At 42.5% G+C, this 20,091-nt stretch carries 18 protein-coding genes; 7 read left to right on the plus strand and 11 right to left on the minus strand.

The annotated features are described in order from the left end of the window. The first annotated feature begins 310 nt into the window (after positions 1-310). Positions 311-727 carry a hypothetical protein gene (locus HMPREF1535_RS09460; protein ID WP_235438332.1) on the plus strand — a complete coding sequence of 139 codons (417 nt, stop codon included), beginning with the start codon at positions 311-313 and terminating at the stop codon, positions 725-727. Between the two features lie 657 nt (positions 728-1,384). On the opposite strand, the gene HMPREF1535_RS09465 is transcribed toward HMPREF1535_RS09460, so the two are convergent. After that, positions 1,385-2,023 carry an HAD family hydrolase gene (locus tag HMPREF1535_RS09465; protein WP_046145974.1) on the minus strand — a complete coding sequence of 213 codons (639 nt, stop codon included), beginning with the start codon at positions 2,021-2,023 and terminating at the stop codon, positions 1,385-1,387. Positions 2,024-2,169: 146 nt separating this feature from the next. On the opposite strand from HMPREF1535_RS09465, the gene HMPREF1535_RS09470 reads away from it, so the two are divergent. The 3 genes from HMPREF1535_RS09470 to HMPREF1535_RS09480 all read left to right on the plus strand — a co-directional run bounded on the left by HMPREF1535_RS09470 (position 2,170) and on the right by HMPREF1535_RS09480 (position 3,737). Then, complete coding sequence (locus HMPREF1535_RS09470; RefSeq protein ID WP_046145975.1) at positions 2,170-2,946, plus strand: nitrilase-related carbon-nitrogen hydrolase; 777 nt, start codon at positions 2,170-2,172, stop codon at positions 2,944-2,946. Between the two features lie 117 nt (positions 2,947-3,063). Further along, on the plus strand, positions 3,064-3,429 hold the full coding sequence (locus tag HMPREF1535_RS09475; RefSeq protein WP_009860188.1) for a type II toxin-antitoxin system RelE/ParE family toxin: 366 nt from the start codon (positions 3,064-3,066) through the stop codon (positions 3,427-3,429). Next, positions 3,426-3,737 carry a helix-turn-helix domain-containing protein gene (locus HMPREF1535_RS09480; protein ID WP_009860187.1) on the plus strand — a complete coding sequence of 104 codons (312 nt, stop codon included), beginning with the start codon at positions 3,426-3,428 and terminating at the stop codon, positions 3,735-3,737. Before HMPREF1535_RS09475 ends, HMPREF1535_RS09480 begins: the two co-directional genes overlap by 4 nt. Positions 3,738-3,759: 22 nt before the next feature. Here the strand turns inward: HMPREF1535_RS09480 and HMPREF1535_RS09485 are convergent, their stop codons facing one another. The 5 genes from HMPREF1535_RS09485 to HMPREF1535_RS09505 all read right to left on the minus strand — a co-directional run bounded on the left by HMPREF1535_RS09485 (position 3,760) and on the right by HMPREF1535_RS09505 (position 9,931). After that, positions 3,760-4,575, minus strand: coding sequence for a hypothetical protein (locus HMPREF1535_RS09485; protein WP_046145976.1), 816 nt, complete (start codon positions 4,573-4,575; stop codon positions 3,760-3,762). A 252-nt stretch (positions 4,576-4,827) separates the two neighbouring features. Beyond that, the gene (locus HMPREF1535_RS09490; RefSeq protein WP_046145977.1) at positions 4,828-6,417 is read right to left on the minus strand and encodes a S41 family peptidase; all 1,590 of its coding nucleotides are present in this window, start codon (positions 6,415-6,417) and stop codon (positions 4,828-4,830) included. A gap of 23 nt (positions 6,418-6,440) precedes the next feature. Beyond that, positions 6,441-6,902 carry a pantetheine-phosphate adenylyltransferase gene (gene coaD / locus HMPREF1535_RS09495; RefSeq protein WP_010801013.1) on the minus strand — a complete coding sequence of 154 codons (462 nt, stop codon included), beginning with the start codon at positions 6,900-6,902 and terminating at the stop codon, positions 6,441-6,443. A 23-nt stretch (positions 6,903-6,925) separates the two neighbouring features. Continuing rightward, the gene (locus HMPREF1535_RS09500) at positions 6,926-8,791 is read right to left on the minus strand and encodes a DNA topoisomerase IV subunit B (protein ID WP_010801012.1); all 1,866 of its coding nucleotides are present in this window, start codon (positions 8,789-8,791) and stop codon (positions 6,926-6,928) included. Between the two features lie 9 nt (positions 8,792-8,800). Next, positions 8,801-9,931 (minus strand): hypothetical protein, encoded by a 1,131-nt coding sequence (locus tag HMPREF1535_RS09505; RefSeq protein WP_046145978.1) that lies wholly within the window; start codon positions 9,929-9,931, stop codon positions 8,801-8,803. Between the two features lie 421 nt (positions 9,932-10,352). Between HMPREF1535_RS09505 and HMPREF1535_RS09510 the strand changes: the two genes are divergently transcribed. After that, positions 10,353-11,288: an SMP-30/gluconolactonase/LRE family protein gene (locus HMPREF1535_RS09510; RefSeq protein ID WP_010801010.1), complete on the plus strand. Its 936-nt coding sequence runs from the start codon at positions 10,353-10,355 to the stop codon at positions 11,286-11,288. 96 nt (positions 11,289-11,384) lie between these two features. After that, complete coding sequence (gene rnr, locus HMPREF1535_RS09515; protein ID WP_046146482.1) at positions 11,385-13,565, plus strand: ribonuclease R; 2,181 nt, start codon at positions 11,385-11,387, stop codon at positions 13,563-13,565. Between the two features lie 93 nt (positions 13,566-13,658). Here rnr and HMPREF1535_RS09520 read toward each other — a convergent pair whose 3' ends face one another. From HMPREF1535_RS09520 to porX, 4 genes are all read right to left on the minus strand, one after another. Further along, complete coding sequence (locus HMPREF1535_RS09520; protein ID WP_046145979.1) at positions 13,659-14,537, minus strand: hypothetical protein; 879 nt, start codon at positions 14,535-14,537, stop codon at positions 13,659-13,661. Positions 14,538-14,656: 119 nt separating this feature from the next. Beyond that, positions 14,657-14,869: an immunity 17 family protein gene (locus tag HMPREF1535_RS09525; RefSeq protein ID WP_009860178.1), complete on the minus strand. Its 213-nt coding sequence runs from the start codon at positions 14,867-14,869 to the stop codon at positions 14,657-14,659. A 3-nt stretch (positions 14,870-14,872) separates the two neighbouring features. Beyond that, positions 14,873-15,292 carry a tRNA (adenosine(37)-N6)-threonylcarbamoyltransferase complex ATPase subunit type 1 TsaE gene (gene tsaE / locus HMPREF1535_RS09530; RefSeq protein WP_046145980.1) on the minus strand — a complete coding sequence of 140 codons (420 nt, stop codon included), beginning with the start codon at positions 15,290-15,292 and terminating at the stop codon, positions 14,873-14,875. A gap of 79 nt (positions 15,293-15,371) precedes the next feature. Then, complete coding sequence (gene porX / locus HMPREF1535_RS09535) at positions 15,372-16,922, minus strand: T9SS response regulator signal transducer PorX (protein WP_009860176.1); 1,551 nt, start codon at positions 16,920-16,922, stop codon at positions 15,372-15,374. A 218-nt stretch (positions 16,923-17,140) separates the two neighbouring features. Between porX and HMPREF1535_RS09540 the strand changes: the two genes are divergently transcribed. After that, positions 17,141-18,358, plus strand: a complete 1,218-nt coding sequence (locus tag HMPREF1535_RS09540) for a peroxiredoxin family protein (protein WP_046145981.1) — start codon at positions 17,141-17,143, stop codon at positions 18,356-18,358. A gap of 157 nt (positions 18,359-18,515) precedes the next feature. Here the strand turns inward: HMPREF1535_RS09540 and HMPREF1535_RS09545 are convergent, their stop codons facing one another. Then, positions 18,516-20,033, minus strand: coding sequence for a potassium/proton antiporter (locus HMPREF1535_RS09545; protein WP_009860174.1), 1,518 nt, complete (start codon positions 20,031-20,033; stop codon positions 18,516-18,518). Between the last annotated feature and the right edge of the window lie 58 nt (positions 20,034-20,091).

The raw sequence follows: 20,091 nt of genomic DNA on the forward strand, positions 1-20,091 counted from the left end.
AAATTAATTTGTCTCAGTTTTTACTTAATTTGAATTGGGTATGAAGAATGACCTGTTCCTTTAAATTTTATTTTTTTATTTATATAATCCTTGTTATTTAATCGTTTATTCGTAAAATGTCTGGTGCGTTGTTTGTATTGTTACTTTTAACTACATACTAAAAGAGAGCCTCAATGCTGTCGTTTCCTATATTTGCTTTCATTTCTTAAATAAATTGATTAAAATTAATTAAAACACAGGGGCGTTTTGCTTATTAGTCTGTAATCTTGTTACATTTGTGCATGACATACTTTTTATATACTCTAACATCATGAAGACAAAAGCAATTATTATCAGTCTCTTTTTTTGCTTGTTCATGGGCGCATCCTTTTTGTGTGGAGCTACGCCCTATCTCTCCGGTGGCCAACCGGCCGATTCCGTTTTATGGAAACAACAACTGGATATGATAAAGAAAAATACGGCTGAATATCATCTGGGGTATGTCCTTACAGGTTATAAATACATCGGCAAGATTTCTACGGAAGAGGAGCTGGAGAGGGCAAAGCTTGCTATACTTGATGGTACAGGCTATCCTGCTGTTGCGTATGGAAAAACAAAATTGATGAGTTTGAAAGAGTTCTCTTCCATCGACAAAGAAAAGGCAGAAAATATGAGGAAAGATGTAAGGAAGACTTTGGATCAATTGTTGCGGTTGCGGCTTGGATTGGATTGGAAGAGGTGGAATTAGAGTGGACATGCGATGGCACTATTTACAAGACTGTCTGTGTAGTCTCCGGCACACTCGGAATCCTCTACGAAAATGTTTTTATCAACTCCTTTCAGCCTGGTGTTGAAACAACTACTGTGCGTTCGGAATTCTAACACAAAATTAAAACAACTATTTTCGGGATCAAAAACAATTGTTTTTTAGAATTAATACTATATAGCTGAAATCAGTTTGTATGTCTGGGCTGTTCTCTATGTCATTTCAGACTACTGCTTTCAGCTTTCAGTTGTTCGGGATGGCCTGTTTTTTCAATCTATCCGGCTGAAGGGATGAAACCGTGAAAAAGTGTATACGGAAATTCGAGGTAAAATAACTTCCAGCAAAGCATATGACTTTTGTCCTCAAAGCATATATGTTTTGTCGTCAAAGGTCCTGACTTAACATTTCGAAACACCTATGTTTTACGAGCAGGATAATTACCTGCAGGCAAATGGATAACTATTGGTTGGAGAATGGATAACTATTGATTGGCAAACGGATAACTATCTGGCGGAATCTAAGTCCGGTTATATCACCTTTCAGTCGGACCGTTTATCTTTCAATGGGAGATTACGACTGACGCCTGAAAGGTGAGCTTTGAAAATTACATTGCTATAGGCTGGATTTTCTGCATGCTATTCAATGAGGTAGGATGTCTTTCAGATTTCTGATTGTTTTAGACTTGTTCGTTAACAAATTGTAGTTGTTATGTCCTCCCGAATACAGAATACAGTTTATTCCCAAAGTTTTTGCCACTTCCGCATCGTGTAATGTATCTCCTATTATGAGCGCTTTTCCCGGATCCAGGGAGTTCTCTTTTATCAGTCTTTGGCCGATTCCGATTTTTCCGGTAGCACAGATGTTATCTGAACCGTATATTCCTTTGAATTTATCCGTCAGGTGGAAACGGTCAAGTATACGTAGTAGATCGTTTGTCCCGGCAGCAGATAGAATATATTGGCTGATGCCTTTTGCATTGATCGCATCCAGAATAAAAGGGACATCAACATGCAGCTTTATATCTTTCTCGTAGTTTTTATAACGTTCCATATACTCTGCGGATATCTCTTCGATCGATTCTTTTTCGAAGTCGATGCCTATCCGGATATGGAACTGTTTGACGGGGAAGCAGAATATCTCTTTATAGGTATTTATATCCAGTAGGGGTAAATCCCTTTTTGAGAGCATTTCGTTGATAACCTTGACGTTTACTTCTACATCGTCTAATAACGTTCCGTTCCAATCCCAGATTAAAGTTTCTGTTTCTGATAAAATCATTTTTTTAGTTTAAGTGTTTTTACTCGTCTTCTTTGGAGAAAGATAGTAGACAAAGATAGGCAGATTTCTTATATAATCCGGTTGTTTCGGTCGCGTTGTGGTACATTATTTTTATATTTGCGCCTGTCTCTAAATCCTGTGAATGTATGAAATGTCTGCTGACTGTTCTTATTTTATTGGCTAATATGGCCGTTCAGGCACAAACGAAAGAAACCTGTCGGGTCGCCTTGGTACAAGCACATCTTGCATGGGGAGATGTTGATGCAAACCTTGAAGCTTTTCAGAAGCGGGTAGAGAAATGCCGGGGATGTGATATGATTGTGTTCCCCGAGTTGTTTGTTTCCGGATGCGAAATGAAAAAGAAGGATAAGGAAGTCGCTGTACAGACGAAAGATGAAATAGCGGGTTATTACCCGACTGTCATTGAGAAAATGAAGGAATGGGCGGCTGGTAGCGGAGCCTTGATAATCGGCTCTACAATATATAAAGAAGAAGGGGAATTTTATAATCGCTTACTTGCTGTCTTTCCTGATAGGCATTATGAATATTATGACAAACATAACTGTTTTAAGAAAGGAAGTTTTTCTCCCGGAGAAAAGCAGTTGGTTCTGAACTGGAAAGGACACCGTTTGGCTACTTATATCTGTTACGATCTCCGTTTCCCGGATTGGAGCCGGAATGAAGGCCGCTATGATACGGCTATTTATATAGCGAACTGGCCGGAGTCCCGGCGTGATGATTGGAATCGTCTTCTTCGTGAACGGGCTATAGAGAATCAGGCCAATATTATCGCAGTCAATTGTGCCGGGACTGATCTGGGAGGTATCATCTATGCAGGCGATTCTTACCTCTTGTCTCCCGAAGGGAAGATTGTCGGGGAATGTGAAGCCTACAAAGATGATATACTGATTGTAGAGTTGTGATTCATTGTTGGTTGATATCGGATATCTCGTAAGTTTTAAGATAATAATCAGAGTTAAATATTTTCAAGAGTTTATATTATGCTTGTTTAGTTGTATCTAATTAGTTACATTTGCGAGATGAAAGCAACAAGTAAAAAAGATAACGATATACGTGAATTATATTTCTCGGATGAGTTTGTAAAGTTCTATGATATGTTGCAGGATAAAGTGAAGGCTAAGTTTGAGCATACGATGGATGTTATCAGAACTGAATATGTGCTGAGTACGAAGTTTGTAAAACACCTGGAAAATACAGATTTATACGAAATGAGAGTGTCTGTTAGTACTAATGAATATAGGACTATTCTTTTTGCTGTTGATGATGATAATATCATTCTTTCAAAGAAAATATTACTTTTGAATGGATTTCTGAAGAAATCTACGAAAGACTATAATAAGCAAATAAAAATAGCAGAACGGATATTAAAAGACTTTGAGTTATGAGAAAGTTAGATGAAAATAAGTTGAGTAAACTGCATACAGCAGGTGAATTATTGGATAATAAATATGGGGAACTTGGAACCGAATCCCGTACAGCTTTTCATGAGAAATCAATCGCATGGTATTATGGTGAGATACTGCGTGATCGTCGGAAACAGCTAAAGATCACCCAACAAGAGTTGGCGGAAAAGGTTGGTACAGCTAGAAGTTATATTGCCCGTGTAGAAAAAGGGGAAACTGATATTCAGATTTCGAGCTTTTTTCGTATTGCTCGTGCTCTTGGAATAGAGTTTACCCCTACGTTCTTATGATTATTAACTTCGTTATTACCGGTCAATATCTTATATCCATTTTCTCTTCTCCATTGTCAACAGCTACCGGATATGCGTTCTTATTATAAGTATATTTGTAATAAGTCGTATGGGTGTTGCCGGTTTTTCCATCTGTCACGGTTTCTTCCGTAAGTGTGTTCCGATAATTGAGGTACTGGCGGGAAGATATTCCTGATGTAAGTGAATGATAACTGAAGAACCATAATGGTAATTCCACTTGGCTCATTGAACCGGGTTGGTCACTGTATTGAAAACTAGAGGTCGTGATAAGTGTCGAATCTTTGAGGTTGAACTTTTCGAGTTTTAACAGGTTTTTCGTTGATGGCTCGAAAGTTAAGGCATAGTAATATTTTCCATCCCATACTTTCTTATACCCTTCGCTAGTTATTTGAAATGCACCCAGATCTGTTATTTTTGTAGGAAATCCGTTTCCATCCAGTTCAATTTCCTGATTATAGGAAATATCCATGCTTGGTTCTCCACTTTGTTTTACAATGATTTTATTTCCTTCCTTTTCGAAACCTGTATAGCCGTGTCCGTCCGCTATATTGGGATCAGCAGGAGGAGCGTAGGAGATACCGCGAAGTTCATTGCCTTCGTAGTTGAAAGTAGTGGTGAAACCGTCTTGGTTCATCATTTGCAGCAACCGGTTACCGGAATACGATAGATGGGTTGTTTGATTTTCTGTTTTGAATGCACTGGGGAGACCGTCTCTCCCTGTCGAACCGAAACCTTCGGTATTGTCATCACAAGAAAACAGACAAAAACTTACAGCAATCAGAGCTGTCGAGACAAGGGTATGGATGAATAGTTTCATAATAATTAGTTGTTTATAGTTTTATAAATATGATGCGATAGTAATTTGGATAGTTGCATCTGTTGGAAAAAATATAAGTATTTACGTGGTGAAGTGGTGAGTGTCAGATAAAGGTCCTATGTTTTGAAATGTAAAGACCTGACTTTTTTGAGGTGTTTCCTGGCTTTTTTTCGGGCTGGTAAAAAATGGAAGAGGTGGTGCAAAGGCTTCAAGCCAATGTACCACCTCTTCTTATATATATTAATGTACGTGTTACCTACCCAATTCTTTATTATAGACTTCTTCATCATTAATAATGCGGAGTGCTTCTTTGAAGCTGGCATTATCATCATTGATTACCTGGAAATATTCTGCCATATCATACAGGTCACGGGCTATCAAAGCCTTTATCTGTAAGGCGATAAGCGGTTTTGAACGGTTGTATTCTTCTTCTTTATATTCGATCTTATCTTCTTTACCCAGATTAATTAACTCCTGAAGAGTTTCTTCAGGGACAACAAAGTCTTTCTTGTACTGGCTGAATTTCGGATATTTCTTGTTCATTGCCGCACGGTTACGGTCCAGGTAACTCATGGAAACACGGTTTACAAGACCGGATGCAACCAGATTGCGGTGATAATCCGTATAACGGGTTGTGTCTACCGGAATGAAAACGTCCGGCATGATACCGCCACCGCCGTAAACGATACGTTTGGTTTCCAGTGTGTTGTATTTCATAGAATCCGGGAAATGGATGCTGTCGGCACTCATTAGCTCGCCGCGATTATAACGGTCGATCAGGTCGTGTTGGTAATCTTCCAGTTTACCGTTTTCGTAATGTTTCTGGATACTACGTCCGGTAGGCGTATAATAACGGGCTACTGTCAGACGGATCATAGAACCGTCCGGCATCGGAATTGGTTTCTGGACCAGACCTTTACCGAATGTACGGCGTCCTACTACGACACCACGATCCCAATCCTGTACGGCACCCGAAAGGATTTCGCTGGCAGAGGCAGATGATTCGTCTACCATAACGACCAGGCGTCCTTCCTCAAAATTGCCTTTGGCTGTCGATTTGGCTTCGTCGCGCGGTTGTTTGTTACCTTCGGTATACACGATCAGTTTGTCTTTATCGAGAAACTCGTCTGCCAGTTCGATGGCAATATTTAGATAACCGCCCCCATTACCTTGCAGGTCGAGGATCAGGTTTTTCATACCTTGTTTTTGCAACTTGGCAAGTGCGTCGCGGAACTCATCGGCTGATGAGGCGGCAAAACGGTTCAGTTTGATGTAGCCGGTCTGTTTGTCTGCCATATAAGCGGCGTCCAGGCTGGTTACGGGTATCTTTCCGCGGATGATCTTGAATTCGATCAGTTCCGGATTCTTATTTCGCAATACCTTGATGTTCACTTCAGTTCCTTTCGGACCACGCAGACGTTTCATGATGTCGGTCGTCTTCATTTTTACACCGGCTATCAGGGTGTCGTCGACCATGATGATACGGTCGCCAGCCATCAGGCCGACCTTTTCGGACGGACCGCCGGGAATTACCTGAATGACATATAAGGTATCGGTCAGCATATTGAACTGGATACCGATACCGTCGAAGTTGCCTTGCAAAGGTTCGGTCATCTCTTTTGTCTCTTCCGGATCCATATAGTTTGAATGTGGGTCCAGCTTTTCCAGCATACCGGTGATCGCATCTTCTACCAGCTTGGAATCATCCACCGGATCTACATATAGATTCGAGATGGCATATAAAGCCATGGATAATTTGCGGGCATCCTGATTCGGTTTCTGGGCCACAGCCGTTGTGATGGCAATCATCGCAACAAGCAGGGATACTACGATTCGTTTCATTTTAATTTTTGTTTCGTAAATAGTCAATATAAATTGGTCTCCTTCGGAACGAAGGGAGAAATATCTTTGCCATACCGCAACAATTCACGTACAATACTGGAACTGATGTGTGTATGTTCGGGTTCTGTAAACAGTATGAATGTTTCAATGCCACTCAACTTCCGGTTGACGTCGGCAATACTTTTTTCATACTCGAAATCGTTGACAGTACGGATACCGCGCATAATGAATTCGGCACCGACTTCTTCTGCAAAATCGACAGTCAGTGAGTTATACGACATCACTTTTACCCGTGGTTCGTCTTTATAAAGACACCGGATCGCTTCCAAGCGTTTTTCAAGTGTGAAGTAAGTCTGCTTCTTATCGTTAATACCGATAGAAATGATGATCTCGTCAACCAGGGCTAGCCCACGGCTTACCAACGATTGGTGTCCGATCGTAAAAGGATCGAACGTTCCGGGGAACAAAGCGATACGCTTTTTCATTTTCAATGTTCAATATTTAATTTTCAATTGACAACGTCTTCTTCTACAACCAGATTGTCAATAATAAAGTTCTGTCTTTCCATGGTGTTTTTACCCATATAGAATTCGAGCATATCTTTAACCAAGTCTTCTTTTTTCATCGTTACCGGGTCCAGACGCATGTCCTTGCCGATAAAGTTTCTGAACTCGTCCGGTGAAATTTCTCCCAGACCTTTGAATCGAGTGATCTCCGGATTCTTTCCTACTGCCTGGATTGCAGCCAGACGTTCTTCTTCGGTGTAGCAATAATACGTTTTTTGTTTGTTGCGTACACGGAAAAGCGGGGTTTGCAGGATATAGACATGATTCCGTTTGATCAGGTCGGGGAAGAACTGCAAGAAGAACGTGATCAGCAGTAACCGGATATGCATACCGTCGACGTCGGCATCGGTAGCGATGATAACTTTGTTATATCGCAGACCGTCCAGTCCGTCTTCAATATTGAGGGCGGCTTGCAGTAGGTTGAATTCCTCGTTCTCATAAACGATCTTTTTAGTCAGGCCGTAGCTGTTAAGCGGTTTACCGCGTAGACTGAAAACAGCCTGAAAGTTCGGGTCACGGCTTTTGGTGATCGATCCGCTGGCCGAGTCACCCTCGGTGATGAAGATACAACTTTCTTCTGTCCGGTCGCCTTTGGCATCGTTGAGGTGGATGCGGCAGTCACGGAGTTTCTTGTTATGCAGGTTCGCCTTCTTAGCTCGTTCACGGGCCAGTTTCGTTACACCGGCAATCGCTTTACGTTCCTTTTCCGATTCGAGGATCTTGCGAAGCAGGGCTTCCGAAGTATCTGTGTTCTTATGCAGGTAGTTGTCGAGTTCTTTCTTGATAAAGTCGCCGACGAATTTTGCCACGGTAGGACCTTCGGGACCGACATCTTTCGAACCCAGCTTGGTTTTTGTCTGGCTCTCGAACACAGGCTCTTCCACCTTAATACTGATGGCGGCAACGATACCGGCACGGATGTCCGAATATTCGAAGTTTTTATTATAATATTCTTTGATGACACGTCCCAGCGTTTCGCGGAAAGCGGAAAGATGCGTTCCCCCCTGAGTCGTGTATTGTCCGTTTACGAACGAATAATATTCTTCACCGTATTGGTTACTGTGTGTGATAACCACTTCGATATCTTCTCCGTTCAGATGAATGATCGGATATAAGGGCTCGGTGGTCATATTTTCGTTCAACAGGTCGACCAGTCCGTTGCGTGAATGGAATTTCTTGCCGTTGAACATAATGGTCAGGCCCGAATTCAGAAAGACGTAATTCTTCAAAAGGCTTTCTATGAATTCGTCCTTGTATTGATATTCTTTGAAGATTTCCTTGTCCGGAATGAAATAGATAAGTGTTCCGTTTGCTTCGTCAGTCGGTTGGATTCCAGACTCCTCTGTAATGATGGCTTTGCTGTATTCGACCCGTTTACACTCTCCTTCGCGGAAGCTGGTAATCAGGAAATAGCTGCTCAGGGCATTCACAGCCTTGATACCGACACCGTTCAGTCCGACAGACTTTTTAAATGCCTTGCTGTCGTACTTGGCACCTGTGTTCATTTTACTGGATACGTCGACCACCTTTCCCAGCGGAACACCGCGACCATAGTCCCTGACGGAAACAGTTCCTTCTTCGACGGTCACTTCTATAGTTTTGCCATACCCCATCATATATTCGTCGATGGAGTTATCGAGTACTTCTTTCAGCAATACATAGATCCCATCATCCGCATAGCTACCATCTCCCAGTTTACCAATATACATACCAGGGCGCCGGCGGATATGTTCCATCCAGTCCAGCGTCTTGATATCGTCGTCATTATACGCTGTCGGTTGTTGCATTGTTGAATTCAGTTCTTCCATAGAAAATCCTTATTTTAATTTTTTGATAAATGCTCTTCTTGTTTTGTGATGTTCACGTTTGAAATAGTCCCATTGGGCCTGTACGGCATTGTTGCTTGCCAATTCCGGATTACTTTCGGCATATTCGACACCCAAACCGATATATACGGGAATAAGGTCGTTGAACAGCAATGCGTTTACCCCTTTGTTCTGATATTCAGGCAATACACCCGTCAGATACAAGTCGATTACTTTGGGCTTTGTTTTCAATGCTTTCAGCAGGTGTATCCAGCCGAAAGGAAATAAATGTCCTTTTGCCTTTTGCATGGCATGTGAAAGGCTGGGTAATGAGATTCCGAAACCGACTACGGTGTCATCCTCTTCCCTGATGATAAGAGTCACCAGATCCAGACGGATCATCGGGATATACATTTTTACATAATAGTCGATCTGCTTCTGGGTCAGTGGAGCAAAACCGTATAATGGTGCATACGCTTCGTTCAGTGTTTCAAAAATCTTTTGTGCATACGGCCATATCTCTTTCGTCTTTTTGAACTTCATTGTTTTAAGGCCATATTTCTTTTTTACTATTTCTCCGATGCGCAGGTGTTTGTCGGGTACACCTTCCGGGATATATATTTTAAATTCGTGCCAATCCTGATCTTTTTCGTATCCCATACGTTCCAGATGCTGCGGGTAATAAGGGAAGTTATAGATGGCGGCCATGGTTCCGAGTTGGTCGAATCCTTCGATCAGCATACCTTCATGATCCATATCCGTAAATCCCAGCGGGCCGTGAATCTCTTTCATTCCTTGTTCTTTAGCCCATTTTTCAACGGCGTTGAACAAAGCGTCTACGACTTCTGCGTCATCGATGAAATCCAGAAAACCGAAGCGGGCGCGCTGTTGGTTCCACACTTCGTTACTACGGCGGTTAATCATTCCGGCGATACGGCCGACGATTTTACCGTCTTTGTAGGCAAGAAAATAGATGGCATCGCAAACTTCGAATGCCGGATTCTTCTTCTTGTCCAGTGTAACCATCTCCTCCTCGATCAATCCCGGTATATGGTAGGGGTTGTCTTTATATAAATCAATATTGAACTTAACGAATTTCTTCAGTTCTTTTTTGCTGGTAACTTCTTTAATTACTACACCCATTGGTTATTTTTATTAGAACGGCAAATTTACATAATAAATTCGTTACATCGACCTTTTAGACTTAAGATTAGGACTTTTAACATGATACCCTGTGCCTGTTCGGATCTGTTTTAGGAGGAAAATAGTATTACCTAGGCATGTGTATATAGTTTCATTAGGTAGAAACAGTTGTTTCATTACTAGGAACAAGTTGTTTCACTATGATGAAACAACTGTTTCTCCTGAAGGTAATAAGTGAAACAATCTGATTGCAGGTTAAAAACACTGTTGCCGGCGGGTTACCGGGCGGGACGAATACTTTTTTTCTTTAGGAATAAATTCCTGCCTATTCTTTATGAATGATTAAAATACTTTATATTTGCATTGATATAATGAGCAGCGAAATTGATTATTTACCATGAAAAATTTAATAGTGACCCTTATGTTAACAGTCCCTTTTCTTTCAGGAACATCATGTTCCTCGGCTCCTAAAATGATCCAGTCGGATCTGGCATTTAAAGCAGAAGCAACAACCGGTGAAGGTTCTATCTGGCATCCGGACAGAAATACCCTATTCTGGGTTGATATCGAAGGAAAGACCTTGTATGAATATTATCCGGACAAGCAGGACTGTAAAACGTGGGAGTTCGACCGTATGGTTTCGACAGTGGTGCCGGAGACGGACAGCACGGTGGTTGTCTCTCTCCAGGATGAGATTGTACGGGTGAACTTGAATGACGGAAGTTTGTCATCTGTGGCACCTATTCCCGATTATGAAGGAAAAGTAAGATGTAATGACGGAAAATGTGATCCGGCAGGCCGTTTATGGATCGGAACGATGGGATTCGGGGCGCCTAAAGGTGCCGGAACATTATATACGGTTGTGCCTGACGGAACGGTGGAGACCAAGTTGGAGAAAGTTACCATCTCTAACGGGATTGTCTGGTCGGCCAATAAGAAATACATGTATTACAATGATACTCCGACCGGTAAGGTAGCTCGTTACCGGTATGATGAAAAGACAGGCGAAATCCTGTTTGATGGCGTTGCTGTCACCTTACCTCCCGGTTCAGGGGCTCCTGACGGGATGACGATCGATAGCAACGATAATTTATGGGTAGCTCAGTGGGGCGGTTTCGGTGTGTACTGCTACAATCCTTATACGGGTGAGTTACTGGGAAAAGTAGAAGTTCCGGCTCCCAATGTGGCCTCTTGTGCATTCGGCGGCAAGGATATGGATACGCTCTACATTACAACGGCACGGGCCGGACTTTCGGAACAACAACTGGAAGAATATCCCCTTAGCGGTAGTCTTTTTGTTTGTAAACCCGGAGCAAGCGGGCCGGAGCCTTACAAATTTAAACAACCGGCAAAGTGAACAATATAATTTAACCTGTTTGTAAACAGTATATCGATTATATTTGTTTATTTTGTGAGAGAGATGATTTATCTCTCATTTAATTACAAAAAATATATGACGAAAAACAAATCCGGGAAGAAGGATAATAGAGAAAACAAACCGAAGAAGAACAAGGCTAAACGTATGAAGAAAGAAGCCATGCTCCACTCCGTTATGTCCGTTTTTCAATCCTCTCCCAAGGAACCATTTAACTATAAACAGATTAGCAAACTGATTGGCGTAGAGAGCCAGGTGCAGAAGCTACAGGTTGTAGACCTGCTGTATGATCTCTCTGCCGAAAATTTTATTACAGAAATAGACCGCGGACGTTATCGGTATAACGGTCTGGGTACCACTGCGATCGGTACATTCGGACGCCGGAGCAACGGGAAAAACTCGTTTATACCGGAAGATGGGGGTGCGCCGGTTTTCGTGGCGGAACGGAATTCCGGACATGCGATGGACGGTGATAAAGTGAAGGTGCAGTTGTTTGCCAAACGCAAGGGCGCTGAACCGGAAGCCGAAGTGATCGAAGTACTGGAAAGCCAGAAAAAGACATTTGTCGGCAAATTGCAGGTAACGAAAGGCTTTGCCTTCCTCATCACCGAGAACAAGACGCTGGCAAACGATATATTTATCCCGAAAGAAAAACTGAAAGGCGGTAAGAATGGCGATAAAGCCATTGTCCGTATCGTTGAATGGCCGGACGAAGCCAAGAACCCGCTGGGTGAAGTGGTCGATATTCTGGGTGTGGCCGGTCAGAATACAGCCGAAATGCATGCGATACTGGCAGAATTCGGCCTGCCGTATACTTATCCGGAAAATGTGGAAAAGGCGGCAAATAAGATATCGGAGATTATCCCGGAAGAAGAAATTGCCAAGCGTGAGGATTTCCGTAAAGTCCTGACCTTTACCATCGACCCGAAAGATGCCAAGGACTTTGATGATGCCCTTTCGGTTCGCCAGCTGGATAACGGAAACTGGGAAGTGGGTGTGCATATTGCCGACGTAACTCACTATGTAAAACCTGAAAGTCTGATCGACCGTGAAGCGGAAAGCCGTGCGACTTCCGTCTATTTGGTGGACCGTACGATTCCGATGTTGCCCGAACGGTTATGTAACCAGATATGTTCTTTGCGTCCGGACGAAGAGAAGTTATGCTTCTCCGCTATTTTTGAACTGGACGAAGAGGCCAACGTGAAGAAGTCGCGTATCGGACGTACCGTGATCAAGAGCGACCGCCGCTTCACCTACGAAGAGGCACAGTTGGTGATCGAAACAGGCGAAGGTGATTATAAAGACGAAATACTGGTCCTGGACGCATTAGCAAAGAAGTTGCGTGAAAAACGTTTTAAGAACGGAGCCGTTAACTTCGACCGCTTTGAAGTAAGGTTTGAAATTGACGAAACCGGAAAACCGATCAGTACTTATATCAAGGAATCGAAAGATGCCAACAAACTGATTGAAGAATTTATGTTGCTGGCGAACCGTACAGTAGCAGAATTTGTAGGTAAAGTGCCTAAAGGAAAGACAAGGAAAACGTTTGTCTACCGTATCCACGATCTGCCCGATCCGGATAAACTGGAGAATTTTGCCGCCTTTATCCGCCGCTTCGGTTATAAGATGAAAACGGAAGGCAGCAGTAAGATCGATATCTCCCGCAACCTGAACCGTTTGCTGGATGAAGTACATGATAAACCGGAAGAAAATCTGATTGAAACATTGGCAATCCGTTCGATGCAGAAAGCACGTTATACGACAGAGAATATCGGCCATTATGGTCTGGCTTTTGAATATTACACTCATTTTACTTCTCCTATCCGCCGTTATCCGGATATGATGGTGCACCGTTTGCTGGAACGTTATCTTGAAGGCGGACGCAGCGTGGTAAAGGCAAAATATGAAGAAAAATGTGACCATTGTTCTACGATGGAGCAGGTTGCTGCAAATGCTGAACGTGCGTCTATCAAGTATAAACAGGTTGAGTTTATGCAGGATAAGTTAGGCATGGTGTTCGACGGTGTGATCTCCGGTGTTACCGAATGGGGATTGTATGTTGAGTTGAATGAGAACAAGTGCGAAGGCCTTGTTCCTATCCGTGACTTAGGAGATGATTTCTACGATATGGATGAAGAGACATACAGCCTGATCGGCCGTCGTAAGAAACGCCGCTTCCGTCTGGGTGATCCTGTAACGGTGAAGATCGCAAATGCCAATCTGGAACGTAAGCAGCTTGACTTTATGTTGATGGAATAAAGAAGATATTATTGGATAAAACAAAAAGAGACAACCGGTCATTAATGCATCAGTTGTCTCTTTTTGTTTTATATAGAAAGTGATAAAGTCGTATTATTCTTCAACAGGCTGGAGGTTTTCGCCGATAGTGTATCCTAATTCGTCATCCCGTTTTTTATCCTGGAAAAGATATGAGTTTCCTTCTTCAGATTCGATATAGTAAAGGTTTGTATAGATAAAGTCCGGGTTGTCATGTTTTAATACTTTGGCAACATTGTCCGGGATAGGAGTATCCTTACTTAATTCGTACATTGTCCTTCTCCAGAAACCTCTGTCTGTTGCTATTTCCCCATGAAAGAAAACATGTTTAATTGTATCATTGTGAAGGATGAAGTATTCATGCTCTCCGTCATTCATGTATCCTCTTATCTCTGCCCCTTTATATTTTTCGTGTATAAAATTAAAATGGTCTTCGGGCAGATTTACAAACCAGCGTGTATCGTTTGGAGTACATCTAAGGGTTCTCAAGTAAAGTCCGTCGTCATTGATATAAATATAATGTTGCATGTTGTCGTATTTTTTCCAGGGATACGTGAAATGTAACGTGTAGAGAGGCCTTGTTATCCCTGCTCGTTCTGTTTTAAATATCTCAATGTCCTGTACGCCAATATATCCGGCTTGCAGGAAAGAAGTCTGAACTTCAATGGGGAGTTGTTGGATATCGCTGATCTCTGTATAGGTCATTTTCCAGCTATCATTGACATACGAGATCAATGCCTCATTTTGTTCCGGATCTTTAAATTTTATTTGGTCGATGCCATCCGAATAATTCATGAAAGAAGTGATCTCAGCAGATGGATATCTTTTGGAGAAGTCGCTTTTGATTGCTGCGGGAATCTCATCTTCTATTGTTGAGTTCTCTTTATCACAGGCAGTAATACACATAAGTAGCATACATGCTACGATGTAATGGATACAATTAATTCGCTTCATAAGTTTTTATTTAGACAGGTAAATACAATAGCAATACTAGTTGGGTGCAAAGGTAAGAAAAACAAGGAATAGGAATCCTAAGACAGACTTCTGTTCCTTGTTTATGATGCATTATTTTTTTACCAGTAAATCAAACCGAGTGTGCCGCAGCCAATTAGCGCTAATCCCAGTAAAGCATAAAATATACGTGCTCCTTTTCTTCCGAATTTGTTTACGAAAGTCGTTGCTCCGCTGGTTTCGAAATACCAGTCGAAGTTAAAGATGGCAGCGACCAGGGAAAATGCTCCCAGGGCAATGAAGATGGCTAGTATGAAATAATCGGTAGGTTCCATCAGTTATTTCACTTCTACGGTTCGTGATCCGTCGGGATTTTCGCTGATCGTAACGTTTACCACGTCTCCCGGCAGCAACTCTTCGATCTTTTCCGGCCATTCGATAAAGCAGAGGGCACCACTGTAAAAATAATCTTCGGTTCCTATCTGTTCTGCTTCACTGATCTTATTGATGCGGTAAAAGTCAAAGTGATAGATCAACTCGCCGGTCGTATCGCTGCGATATTCGTTGATAATGGCGAATGTCGGGCTGTTGATCACATCTTCTACGCCCAGCTCTTCGCAGATCGCTTTGATAAATGTTGTTTTTCCGGCTCCCATGTTTCCGTAGAAGGCAAAGACGGTACGGTCATCCATTCCGGCAATGAATTCTTTGGCTGCCTGGCGGATGGTATCTAAATTTTCAATTTTGATAATACTCATGATGTCTATTGATTATTGATCATTTGTAATCTACCCGCAAAGGTATATTAATTTTCAATTTTCAATTCTCAATTTTCAATTATTTTGGTATCATGGTAATAAACGGCACCATCATTTCCTCCATCGAGATTCCTCCGTGCTGGAATGTATTCTTGTAATAAGAAACATAATAATTGTAGTTGTTCGGATAAGCGAAGAAGTCATCGTTCATCGCAAAAATGTATTTGCTGCTCAGGTTGGGAGAGGGCAGGCCTATCTTTTCCGGATCGCGTATCTCCAGTACCTCTTTTGGATTGTAATTGAGGTTTTTACCAACTTTGTAACGGAGGTTGGTATTGGTATTCCTGTCTCCTATCACTTTGATCGGGTTATTGACGCGGATTGTTCCGTGGTCGGTTGTAACGATCACTTTATACCCTTTATCGGAGATGCGTCTGAACAACTCCAGGGTGGTCGAGTGTTGGAACCAGGAACGGGTCAGGCTGCGGTAGGCAGCTTCGCTTTGTGCCAGTTCACGGATCATCTTCATTTCCGTACGGGCATGCGATAACATATCCACAAAGTTCAGGACAACGACATTCAGCTGGTTGTGCGTCAGTGAAGAGATCATATTCAACAGCTTTTCACCGTATTGTGAGTCGTGTACTTTGTTATAAGAGAAGGTGTACTTCTTGCGGAAACGGTCGATCTGTGTCCGGATCAAAGGCTCTTCGTTCAGGTTTTTTCCTTCTTCACTCTCTTCATCCACCCATAAGTCCGGAAACATCTTTTCTATCTGTAAAGGCATCAGGCCCGAAAAAATAGAGTTGCGGGCATACTGTGTGGCGGTAGGAAGAATACTGTAATATAATCCTTCATCGAAAGTGAAATATTCAGCCAGCAGGTCTTTTACCACGCGCCACTGGTCCAGGCGGAAGTTGTCGATCAGGATGAAAAAAACCTTTTCATTGTTATCCAGCAACGGGAATACTTTTTTCTTGAACAGATCCGGGCTCATCAGAGGGCGTTCCGCAGGGTTCTGTATCCAGTTTACGTAATTCTTTTTTACGAATTTTCCGAAAGCGTTGTTTGCTTCTTCTTTTTGCATCCGCAGCATATCGGTCATCTGTACCTGGCTGCTTTCCAGCTCCAACTCCCAGTACACCAGTTTCTTGTATAATTCCATCCAGTCGTCGGTCGTCAGCGAATCGTTGATCTGCATGCCGATACGGTTGAATTCCTGCTGGTAGCCGACTGTTGTCGTTTCCGATATGATGACGTTTTTATGTACGTTCTTCTTAATGGAGAGGAGTAGCTGGTTCGGGTTGACCGGCTTGATCAGGTAGTCGGCAATCTTGTTCCCGATTGCCTGGTTCATAATGCTTTCCTCTTCGCTTTTAGTAACCATGACGACCGGTACGTTAGGGTTGATTTCCTTAATGTGGGCAAGCGTTTCCAGACCAGTCAGGCCCGGCATGTTCTCGTCCAGGAAAATAATATCGAACGATTGTTCCCTGCAACAGTCGATTGCATCCTGCCCGCTGATTACCGGAACCACTTCATACCCTTTATCCTGCAAAAACAAAATGTGAGGTTTCAGCAAATCGATCTCATCATCTGCCCAAAGTACTCTGTCTTTCTTTACTGCCATATTTGTTACCTTATTATTCTTACAAATTTAATCGGAATAGTTATATAATAACGCTACTTGCTATGGTTTTGTATATAAATCCTTGCTTTTTTACGAACTTTTAAGCCTGGGTGTACTGTTTAATATAATTTAATTGTTTATTTATCATGTAAATACGGTGTTGTCGTATATTTGCGTACATATCGTAGTAGAGAACATATAGTATTAATAATTATACCATGAGAACAAAATTGTTATTTATCGTTCTCTTTTTGTCAGCAGTAATGACGGGGAACGGAACGGAAGACAGGAGTGAATACTTAAGAAAAGTATTAGATAATTTGGAGAAGATAAAAACGGCTACTTACCGTTTGCAGAGTGAAGCTTGGGAACCGGGCGACACAATACCGGGCTATTCTGTCTATACATTTGTAGAAGAATATGATAATCCGGCAGACACTGCGGTAGGTGCCAGTTATGCGGACTATTCGGATGCTGAGAAAAAGCAAATAAGTTCCTGTTATGATGGGTATGTACGTCTATCCTTTTACCATGACAAACACGGAGTTATGGTTGATGATTTTACTCGCAGAAACCTGCCTTTCAGACTGGTAGGCGTAGGAACTCCTTATTTCAACTATGCGAAGAATATTATTAAATATGTGCTGACAACCCAGGACAGTATCTCCGTGGACATGAAAGATTGCGGAGATGAATATCTGCTTAGTTTGGTTATTAACGAAGATGTACAAGTTGAATTTTTCGGACGACCTTACCATCTTCCCAAGCCACCGTTCTACCAAGACCCGACTTCCATATATGAGGTACACATCCGTAAATCGGATAATTTACCCTACAAGGTCAGAAGAGAAATGTCACATAACATAACTGAATATACTTATATAGAAGGCCAGTTTAATACACTGAGCGCTAAAGGAATTACTGCCTCCGACTACATCCCGGCAGATTACGAGGTCAGAGAATATGGCAAGAAATATGACACCAAGCCAGAGGTAAATATTACTGGTCAAAAAGCTCCCGATTGGACTTTGACGGATACCAAAGATCTGCAAGTCTCATTGTCGGACCTGAGTAGTAAAGTCATTGTAATGGAATTTACCGGAATCGGTTGCGGCCCTTGCGCAGCTTCTATCCCTTTCCTGAATAAATTGAAAGAGACATACAGCGCAGAACAACTGACGGTTCTTGCCGTTGAAATCTGGAATCGGAAAATGCCGTCACTTCAGAATTATGCAAATAGACAACATATAAACTACTTGTTTCTTGCCGGTAACGATGAAATAGTGAATACTTATCTGAATGGCGACCGAGGCGTTCCTTTTTTCTTCATACTGGATGAGAACAGAGTTATAAAACGAATCATAAAAGGTTATAATCTGGAACATACCGGGAAAGAAATAACTCAAGCGATAGATGAGCTATTAAAATCGAACTAGTGTCATTGAAAAAGTACTAGAGAACGAGAAAACGTCTTCAGGAAGTTGTTCAATACCTCTCCGGGTGTTTCACCTATTTTCTCCAGGTGAAACAAAAGTTTCTCCCGTAAGAAACAAAGGTTTCCTCGGGAGAAACAAGATTCAGATTATAGTAATATTAATTCTTTGTCAGCGTATAATCCGTAATCCCCAGTGCCTCATAAGCCTGGAGCAACGCTTCGTCGTTATCGGAGATCATCAGTAACTTATCGTTTTCCATAAGGACTGTATTCCCTTTAGGGATGAAATAACGTCCGTCGCGCATCACCATAACCGCCAGTGTATGGTCGGGCAGGGTAAGCTCCATCAGTTTATTCCCATGCGTAAGCACTTCCGGAGTGATGTCGATTTCACTCATCGCGCTCTTGATGCCTTCCGGCAGTTCGATACCGAATACATCTTTTCGTTCCGGTTCGTCGATCATATCCAGCCATTTGGCAGCCTGTGTTACGGTAGTGCCTTGTATCAGCAACGAAAGGATGGTGATAAAGAATACCACATTGAATATCAGTCCGGCGTGTTCTATTCCCGCAATCATCGGGTAAGTGGCGAAGATGATCGGTACGGCGCCGCGCAAACCTACCCACGATATATACAACTTTCCTTTAAAGGAGAAGTTTTTATAAGGAATCAGGCAAAGGAACACGCTGATCGGACGGGCGAAGATAATCATGAAGATACCGATCGTTAACCCGATGGGGGCCACCGGCAGCAGTTCGTGCGGGTTGACAAGCAATCCGAGCGTAAGGAACATCACGATCTGCCATAACCAGGCAAAACCGTCGAAGAACGTACCGATACTCTTTTTATGTACAATCTTGGCATTTCCTACCACCAAGCCGGCTATATATACGGCCAGGTAGCCGTTTCCTTTACATAGTGTAGTGGCAGCAAAAGTAAAGAATGCAGTAGCCAACAGCAGGATCGGATACAACGATTCGTTGTCGATATCTATCTTGTTAATGATAAATACAGCTATCTTTCCTAACAGGAAACCGGCAATAGCACCCACCGATAACTGGATAACCAGCGATAAGGCAGCATCAGCCAGGTTCATCCCTGCCGTCTGGATATAAGCGATCAGTAACAAAGTCAGCATATACGCCATCGGGTCGTTACTACCACTTTCCAACTCCAATGTCGGACGAAGCCGTTCTTTCAGGTACACCCCTTTGCTTCGCAGGATAGAGAATACGGAAGCCGAATCGGTTGACGACATGACGGCCGCCATCAACAGCGACTCCGGAAGTGTCAGCGTCTCGTAGCCGGTGACCAGTTTGGACAAGTAATAGATGAAACCACCCGTTATAAAGGTGGTAGCCAATACCCCGATCGTCGCAAGTATAACCCCTTGTGGAGCAATCGGTTTTACTTCTGATATCTTCGTGTCCATACCACCCGAGAACAGGATGATACTCAAAGCCAGCATACCGATAAACTGTGCCGCATTGGGATTACTGAACTGGATACCCAGTCCGTCACTGCCGAACAACATACCGACTCCCAGGAATAATAACAAGGCGGGGAGTCCGAAACGATAACCTGCCTTACCGGCGAAAATACTGAAAAAAAGAATGACGGAAGCAATCAACAAGATTCCCTCCGCATTATGTAAAATGTCTAAGTCGTGGAACATAAGCGGAAACGGTTTACTCTAAATTATCTTTCAAAATAACGAAAAAAAACTGAAACTA

Origin of the sequence: Parabacteroides goldsteinii DSM 19448 = WAL 12034, from assembly GCF_000969835.1 — a bacterium.
Lineage (GTDB): Bacteria > Bacteroidota > Bacteroidia > Bacteroidales > Tannerellaceae > Parabacteroides > Parabacteroides goldsteinii.